The sequence below is a fragment of the Bacillus cereus group sp. BfR-BA-01355 genome (assembly GCF_022663675.1).
GTDB classification, from domain to species: Bacteria; Bacillota; Bacilli; order Bacillales; family Bacillaceae_G; genus Bacillus_A; species Bacillus_A thuringiensis_S.
This window is the reverse complement of record NZ_JAKUFY010000208.1, coordinates 1-4,246: the sequence shown is the minus strand read 5'-3', so window position 1 is coordinate 4,246 and position 4,246 is coordinate 1. Positions and strand designations below refer to the sequence as shown.

Sequence of the window (4,246 nt, the reverse complement as noted above, 5' to 3'; positions counted from 1 at the left end):
CCTTGCATAATTACCGCTCCGTCATGAAGAGGTGTATTTGGAATGAAAATATTAATAAGTAATTCCGATGATACGTTTGCATTCAGCGGAATACCCGTTTCCACATAATCACCCATACCGGTCTCTTTTGACAAAGTAATTAATGCACCAATTCTACGTTTCCCCATATATTCGGTTGCTTTTGCTATCGCTGTTGCAACCATTTCAGGTTCATCATCCTCATGCGGTCCACCACGCGAAAATAAACTCCCGCGCCCTAGCTGCTCAAGTGCTCTTCGCAATTCTGGCTGAAAGATAATAATAACGGCTAAAAATCCCCATGTTAATACTTGTTCAGTTAGCCAAGATAACGTATGCAATTCAAGGAAAATACTAATCATCTTAACGACAATGATAACTGTAATCCCTTTTAAAAGTTGAACAGCTTTCGTCCCTCGGATTATGAGAATCAGCTTATATATAATAAACCATACAATGGCAATATCTAATGCCGTACTAAGATATTTCAAAATGGTCGTATCTTCAAAAGGCATGCTATCCCTTCCTCCTACTTACGAGCAATTCTATCCATATATTGAAATATTGTTTTATGCTCTATCTGTATGTATTTCCAACAACTAGTTAATTATACCATACATGAAACAAACGACAATTACAAACAACCCCCTTTAGCTCAAATTGGTAAGATGTCAAACATTTTTATCTTACAGTATAATATAAATCATTATTATACGCCTATTTTCAAATAAAAAAAGCAACTTCTCAGTTGCTTTTCTTACATTTATTTTAGTTTTTCACCGAATAAAGAACCCATTAAAGCAACTGCTGTTGTTGCCGTTCTATTTCTCTCATCTAAAATCGTATTTACCTCAACAAATTCAGCAGATGTGATAATATCAGCTTCCGCTAACATTTCCATCGCCAAGTGGCTTTCACGATAAGATAGACCACCAATTACAGGCGTTCCAACACCTGGTGCATCATGAGGATCAAGACCATCTAAATCTAATGATAAGTGTACACCATCAGTATGAGATAAATATGCGATTGTTTCTTCCATAACAGCCGTCATCCCCATACGATCAATTTCATGCATCGAGAACACTTTAATACCTTCATTGCGAATGAAGTCTTTTTCTCCTTCATCTAATGCACGCGCACCGATAATTACAACATTCTCTTTTTTCACCTTTGGATATGCTCCGTATAAATCTACAAGTGAAGAATGTCCATAACCTAAACTTGCTGCAAGTGACATACCGTGAATATTTCCAGATGGTGAAGTTTCCTCTGTATTTAAATCACCGTGTGCATCATACCAAATAACACCTAAGTTTTTATAATGTTTGGCTACACCAGCTAATGTACCGATAGCAATACTATGGTCACCACCTAATACAAGTGGAAAACGACCTTCTTCTATAATATGATCCACCTTACTTGCTAATTCATTACATACAGTTGCAACTTGTGTAAGGTTTCTTAATTTTGTATTTTCATCTACCTCTTTTTCTCTCTCTATACATATATCTCCCATATCTTTAACGTCATATCCAATTTCTTCAATTCTTTCAATTACCCCTGCATAACGGATCGCGCTCGGTCCCATATCAACTCCACGACGCATCTGTCCCAAATCCATTGGAACTCCAATAACTGAAATTTCTTTTTTCATAGATAGTATCCCCCTTTTATGCCTTCACTAAATATTTTAAATCTTTTATATAGTCTGACTCAACTCGACATTTTTTTGTATGGATATACAATTTATTCACTTATATTCACGTTGAAAATCAAATTTCAAGACTATTCTATGTATAAAGTTAACTTAATGAAACAATCGCAATCACTATTATCAAATAATAATAATAAAACACTCCTACATTTAGAAGTGTTTTTCTGACGCTATTTTCCATACTGCTGCAATATTCTTCGTTGTCATTTCAATATTTTCTTCTGCTACTCTATATGCTTCTTCTAGTGTCATCGGTCTTGTTGTAATACTAAATACCGCATCTATTCCTTTCTCGTAAACAGCTGGATAATCAGATGATACAGACCCTCCAATAGCAATTACAGGCACAGAAAAACGTTTCGCACGCCCCGCAACACCAACAGGAGCCTTCCCATATGCAGTTTGTTCATCTATTCTACCTTCACCAGTTATAATGAGATCTGCATCTTCTATATGTTTATCGAAATTTGTATAATTCAATACAATTTCAATGCCCCTTCGCAACTCTCCCTTTAACACTGAAATAACAGCCGCTCCCATTCCTCCTGCTGCCCCTGCACCAGGTATTTCAGATACATCAAAAGATACATATCGTTTAAGGATATTCGCGTAATGTTTTAAATTCTCATCTAGCTCTTTCATCATCTCTACATTCGCACCCTTTTGTCTCCCAAATACGAAAGATGCCCCCTGCATTCCGACTAATGGATTATCCACATCACAGGCCGCTTCTATCTTTACTCCCTTTAAGCGTGGGTCCAGTTGTGAAAAATCAATAGCACCAATTGAATGTAATGTGCCTCCAGATGGATCTATTACTTCACCCTTGTCATTTATAAATCTTACTCCTAAAGCTGCTAACATACCTGCCCCACCATCATTTGTAGCACTTCCTCCAAGTCCTAAAATTATGTACCCCACTCCTTGATCTAGCGCATGTAATATAAGTTCTCCTGTTCCTTTTGTCGTTGTAATAAGTGGGTTGCGCTTTTCAACTGGAACGTGCTGTAATCCTGATGCTGCTGCCATTTCAATAAACGCTGTCTTTTTATCTTTAGAAATGCCATAAAAAGCTTGTACACCTTCTCTAAGCGGTCCTGTCACACTAATTGATATAATTCTCCCCCCTGTAGCATCAACAAGTGATTCAACCGTCCCTTCTCCTCCATCTCCAATTGGTATTTTCACATACTCTGCATTAGGAAAAATCGCTCTAAAACCTCTTTCAATAGCTCCACATACTTCTATAGCTTTTAGGCTTTCTTTATATGAATCAGATGCAATAACAACTTTCACAATTATCCCCCCATCCCTTATTTTTACGTTTTCTTCATTTTAAACGATAAATATAAAAGTTGTCTTTTTAAACACAAAAAAGCTTACATCGTATGATGTAAGCTTTTTCTATTTAGATGGAGCCTAGCGGGATCGAACCGCTGACCTCCTGCGTGCAAGGCAGGCGCTCTCCCAGCTGAGCTAAGGCCCCTTAGTAATAAAGCGGAAGACGGGATTCGAACCCGCGACCCCAACCTTGGCAAGGTTGTATTCTACCACTGAACTACTTCCGCGAAAATGGTGAGCCATGAAGGATTCGAACCTTCGACCCTCTGATTAAAAGTCAGATGCTCTACCAACTGAGCTAATGGCTCGTAAATGGCTGGGCTAGCTGGATTCGAACCAGCGCATGACGGAGTCAAAGTCCGTTGCCTTACCGCTTGGCTATAGCCCATTAATATTTACTAGTATGGTTATCTTCTCAAAAAAATAAACCCTTTCAGGTTATTTTAAAGAAAATGGTGGAGGGGGGCAGATTCGAACTGCCGAACCCGAAGGAGCGGATTTACAGTCCGCCGCGTTTAGCCACTTCGCTACCCCTCCGACATTTAAACATATATGGTGGAGGATGACGGGATCGAACCGCCGACCCCCTGCTTGTAAGGCAGGTGCTCTCCCAGCTGAGCTAATCCTCCAAAAGTGGTGACCCGTACGGGATTCGAACCCGTGTTACCGCCGTGAAAGGGCGGTGTCTTAACCACTTGACCAACGGGCCAAAAATTTAAAAACTTTTCCAAGCTTCCAACCGGGCTTGAACCGGTGACCTCTTCCTTACCATGGAAGTACTCTACCAGCTGAGCTATGGAAGCATAATGGCTCCGCAGGTAGGAATCGAACCTACGACCGATCGGTTAACAGCCGATAGCTCTACCGCTGAGCTACTGCGGAACAATACAAGCCTGGCAACGTCCTACTCTCACAGGGACAAGGTCCCAACTACCATCGGCGCTAGAGAGCTTAACTTCCGTGTTCGGTATGGGAACGGGTGTGACCTCTCTGCCATCATTACCAGACTTTTATCATTATACACATTCTTTTCAGAATGTCAAAAGGAATTTTAAATATATATTCCTTCAAAACTAGATAACATTGCTACATATTATATGGTTAAGTCCTCGATCTATTAGTATTCGTCAGCTCCACATGTCACCATGCTTCCACCTCGAACCTATCAAC

Annotated in this window: 3 protein-coding genes, 9 tRNA genes and 1 rRNA gene; all 13 read right to left on the bottom strand. The window is 39.8% G+C overall.

Translation table 11 applies throughout. The annotated features are described in order from the left end of the window. On the bottom strand, positions 1-533 hold a 533-nt coding region (gene cdaA / locus MR167_RS30690; RefSeq protein ID WP_242316184.1), incomplete at its 3' end, for a diadenylate cyclase CdaA. 248 nt (positions 534-781) lie between these two features. Further along, the gene (gene rocF, locus MR167_RS30685; protein ID WP_000711565.1) at positions 782-1,675 is read right to left on the bottom strand and encodes an arginase; all 894 of its coding nucleotides are present in this window, start codon (positions 1,673-1,675) and stop codon (positions 782-784) included. 210 nt (positions 1,676-1,885) lie between these two features. Then, entirely contained in the window at positions 1,886-3,031 is a 1,146-nt protein-coding gene (locus MR167_RS30680) for a glycerate kinase (protein ID WP_242316183.1), read from the bottom strand. A gap of 117 nt (positions 3,032-3,148) precedes the next feature. Then, a tRNA-Ala gene (locus MR167_RS30675) sits at positions 3,149-3,221 on the bottom strand. A gap of 10 nt (positions 3,222-3,231) precedes the next feature. Further along, a tRNA-Gly gene (locus MR167_RS30670) sits at positions 3,232-3,303 on the bottom strand. A gap of 5 nt (positions 3,304-3,308) precedes the next feature. Continuing rightward, positions 3,309-3,384 (bottom strand) — tRNA-Lys (locus tag MR167_RS30665). A gap of 5 nt (positions 3,385-3,389) precedes the next feature. Then, positions 3,390-3,464, bottom strand: a tRNA-Gln gene (locus MR167_RS30660). A 65-nt stretch (positions 3,465-3,529) separates the two neighbouring features. Continuing rightward, positions 3,530-3,613 (bottom strand) — tRNA-Tyr (locus tag MR167_RS30655). 16 nt (positions 3,614-3,629) lie between these two features. Beyond that, positions 3,630-3,705: transfer RNA gene (locus MR167_RS30650), tRNA-Val, on the bottom strand. A 5-nt stretch (positions 3,706-3,710) separates the two neighbouring features. Beyond that, positions 3,711-3,785, bottom strand: a tRNA-Glu gene (locus tag MR167_RS30645). Between the two features lie 21 nt (positions 3,786-3,806). Continuing rightward, positions 3,807-3,879 (bottom strand) — tRNA-Thr (locus MR167_RS30640). 4 nt (positions 3,880-3,883) lie between these two features. Beyond that, positions 3,884-3,958, bottom strand: a tRNA-Asn gene (locus tag MR167_RS30635). Between the two features lie 9 nt (positions 3,959-3,967). After that, positions 3,968-4,083, bottom strand: a 5S ribosomal RNA gene (gene rrf / locus MR167_RS30630). Between the last annotated feature and the right edge of the window lie 163 nt (positions 4,084-4,246).